General features: G+C 41.2%; 3 protein-coding genes. 2 read left to right on the forward strand and 1 reads right to left on the reverse strand.

Annotation, left to right across the window (positions count from 1 at the left end; translation table 11 throughout):
* The coding region (locus Q0C11_RS14560; RefSeq protein ID WP_293009201.1) for a response regulator transcription factor at positions 1–579 on the forward strand (579 nt) is incomplete at its 5' end.
* Between the two features lie 176 nt (positions 580–755).
* On the opposite strand, the gene Q0C11_RS14565 is transcribed toward Q0C11_RS14560, so the two are convergent.
* On the reverse strand, positions 756–2189 hold the full coding sequence (locus Q0C11_RS14565; protein ID WP_293009203.1) for a M10 family metallopeptidase: 1434 nt from the start codon (positions 2187–2189) through the stop codon (positions 756–758).
* A gap of 1593 nt (positions 2190–3782) precedes the next feature.
* Here Q0C11_RS14565 and Q0C11_RS14750 point away from each other — a divergent pair.
* Positions 3783–3943: FAD-dependent oxidoreductase (locus Q0C11_RS14750; RefSeq protein ID WP_367273774.1), on the forward strand; the 161-nt coding region annotated here is incomplete at its 3' end.

The following is a 3943-nucleotide window of genomic DNA, read 5'->3' on the forward strand; positions in this document are numbered from 1 at the left end:
CGACTTGTCATTGAGAAAAGACCTGATATTCTTATATTAAATACATTTTTGAATGATATTGATTGTGTGAATTATATTCCGGATTTTTCTAGTAATGGGAATACACGAGTGGTAATTTTCACCGACACACATGATAAAGATGTAATAGATCGTGCAGTATTAAACGGTGCGCGAGGTATTGTGCATAGAAAAGAATCGATGCAAACGATGCTCAGAGCAATAGAGAAGATCCATGATGGTGAATTATGGCTTGATCGAATAACGACGGGTCGGATTTTGCTTCACAACTCACGCACACGAGGTAAATTTTCCCCTTATAATAATACGAGCATCGATAAGATTACGATGCTGACTCGCAAAGAATGTACGATTCTGAGAGCATTTTCAGACGGAACCGGTGGAGAACAAAACAAGCAAATTGCTGCAAAATTATGCATGAGTGAACATACTTTGCGTAACCATCTAACTTCTATTTTTAGCAAATTGGGAATTAAAAATAGATTTAGCTTATTTGCTTATGCTAAACAACATTTTCAGCAAGTTGAATTATCTGCAGGTAGATCGTTGAGTGAGCATTAGGTGTTTTATCTCTTTGATCTGACAGTTGGTCTTGCGAGAAGTTGAGATTGCTCATTTTAATAGATCTTAGTCTTGAATGCCGGTCGTGTTTTTTCTCATTCCCTACTTTGCTTGCCGTCAACGGTAATCTGAAGATTAATTAGATCCTCGGGGTAAGACTACAGGGAGTCGTAAGTTCATAACGTAAAATCACTAGCTTCCATAGTAATCAAGCCCGTCAAACGGATTGTCATATCGGGGGCTTGGTTACCGTCGATATCAAAAAGCACATTAGTAACATTATTCGATGCATTCTTAACAAATCGCACTTCCGCACCTGCGCCCGTAAATTTCGAGCTTCCACGAAAAACGAATGCGGCATTGCCTGCAGCGGCACCATTGGCGTCAATCGCGGCCACGTCGATATTATCCAGTCCATGCACAAAATCCTTGATCAAATCGAATTGGCCGATGCTGTCGTTTGCGGCGGTATAAACAAAGGTGTCGGCACCGCCGCCACCTATTAACGTATCAGCACCTTTTCCACCCTTAATGTTGTCTGCTCCGCCAAATCCGTTTATCCAATCGTTCCCTGCGTTACCGATCAACGTATTCGCCATCCAGTTGCCCCTAATAGTATCGGAACCTGTACCGCCAGTGGCATTTTCAATCATAACCCCATGGGCGATTGTGAATCCTCCATTGATCCCATCAACAACCGAGAGATACCCGCCGCCATCCAATGAATGTTTAAGTGTCGCGGCACGCAAATCAATTGTCGAACTTTTAGTCGATGAATTACGAATGGTTTCCACACCGCCGGTGTCCCAAATACACGAATAGAATGTTCCCGGCACATTAATCGAACTCAAGGTATATACATCATTTCCCATCCGGTAATTCGTGTTGGCGCCATAAAGAAATTGCAAAGCCGCAATGTCGAGGGCCATGGGTGTGCCCTCATATCCATAGCCCGGAGTGATGGCAGGATTAAGCGGGCCGTTAGGATTCGTTTGCCAACCATCGTTATAAGTCATCATCGTATAGATACCTTGATTGAGATTGAAATCCCCATAATCCCCAAACGGATCGGTAACTCCCGGAAAGTTTGGTCGCTCACCTCCTCCTGAGTCATGTGGATGTTTCAATCCAACCGCGTGACCAAACTCATGGATAACGGTAATGAAATCATATCCCCCTTGGTGGAGACTTGAATAATCATCTGACGAATAAGCGTCAAAATTGACAATCGCTGCGCCTTGACGATTGATCACCGGGCCAATATCTTCACCGGGAGGAATGGAAACACCCAAACCGCCTTGCACATCGGAATTACTTGCGGCACCAACAATGATGTCGGCATCCGACTGACGGGTCGCAATCATGAACTTAACATTACAAACATGCTCGACAAGCTGCATAGCATGCTGAAATACGGCGACTTCCTGCGGATCCGTATTTGCGGTAACCGGAGTGCCCCCAAAATCAAAAACTTCATTCCCGTTGACACCCGCAATATAAACCTTCAAACGAGTCCCCAGAGCTGGATCATTCCAATGACTGCCCCACAGCAAGCCATCAATGTATACATTGCCAGAAAACGGACTGGCAGCCGGATTAGAAAATGCCATCTATTTAATCCCTTAAGTTGTTGTGTATTGAATATTGGTCTGAAAAATATAGTCCTAAATTACTCTGATATGAAACTAGTGGGTACTGCCAAGTTAACTGTATCTGCGCGATAAAAGCAGAATGAAAATTCAGCGACTCTATATAAACACCATCGATTTTCATCCAAAATCATACAACATGCAGTATGGTGTTGACATCTTTCTTTGGCGGGTTAAATAGTCAAAGATAACAGCTGACCTTCTGACTCGGGAAATTGCACTTATTATATAAGTCCAGTCAAGCTAAAAAACCAATTCTGCGCATAAATTAGTATTTCGCACAGTACTACAGCATAAAGGTGAGAATTTCAGCGCTAGCTGCCCTATAAAAGTTAACTTGGCAATACTTCTTTTCGTCTCATGGGTTTTCTTCGCTCCGTTTTTTTGTTGACAAGTTGGGAGGAAATTCTCGCTTTGCTATTGAATCGGTATAGCATTGCTAGCGGGAGGGTTATTTATCCACCGAAGTATATTATGAACCATAGTCAAGCCGCTTATAATTACAATTCCTCACTCAAATGAGAAATATCATTAGGTACATACAGTTAACTTGGGAGCACCGGGGCAAGCTCCCGAGATTTTCACTATACGGTTAAATTTATTGACATGGGAATAATTCCCACGTATATTTAGTGCATGCATGTAAGAAATAATTCTCATTTATATTAGTTGGCATTCTTAGAGAAACTCTGAATAAGCATTTACAAAAACATTTTCTGAATTTGGATTTTCTCTTAAAAAATGTTTTATTTTTTTACAAACCATAATTTGCCCTTAAGTATAGATTTTTTGCAGCATAAATACTGCCTTACTTTCAGCTAATAACTTTTCTAGGATTCTGATTTTTAACAGACCGAGCAAGTTAATCGCGCTAGTAAAACTAAAAATATTTGTTTTTATTTCCTCTTGTTTTATCTATCAAACCAAACTGAAACAGGATGAATCTGCCAAATCAGGCAAATTGAGAGTAGAAGGCTTCGTTGAGGAAAAAAGCCGTTAATTTATCGATTTATTGATTCACGCTGCTGGAATTCTTACTTTTCTCGTTTTTTTCTAATTTTCCGGTAGCTCCCTAATAGAGGGGGAAAACCCCACTTTTTATAACAAATAAATTCATATCTTGAAGATTAGAATGGGATATATACAAACACAAAGTGAATTTTATAAAAACAGCTATCGCAGTGACCATGATGTGCTGATTGCTATTTTCAGGCGTGGCTAAAGCGACTGCATTTCCTCTGGTTATTACCGACAATGGTACGGACACCCCGCGCTTTGTTGCAGTTATTAATGACACACACTGACTCAGTTGTTTTTACGTCGATAATCATTCCCAGTCCAAACAATATCATTCTGAAGCAGTGATATGGATCGGAGCGAGCGTTTGATTCACAAGATGGGTTGGGAAGAACGATCAAGGCTCGCAGCAACGATGATCACGCTGGTGCAATCAATTGATCGCACATATATTTACAGCGAGATTCAGCATTTTTCCTCAGTGATAAAAACGTGCTTATTTAGTCGCTGTTACTGAACGATTTAAGGAAGAAAAGTATGAATGAACAATTTTTTGATGTCGCCATTATTGGTGCCGGTCCTGGAGGGATCAGTGCTGCAGCACGAGCCTCGCAGCAAAGTATGTCTCACGTCCTGCTTGAATCATCTGGCAAGCATGCCAATACGATTCAACAGTATCAAAAAGGCAAGCATGTTAT

Source organism: Nitrosomonas sp. (assembly GCF_022842015.1).
Lineage (GTDB): Bacteria > Pseudomonadota > Gammaproteobacteria > Burkholderiales > Nitrosomonadaceae > Nitrosomonas.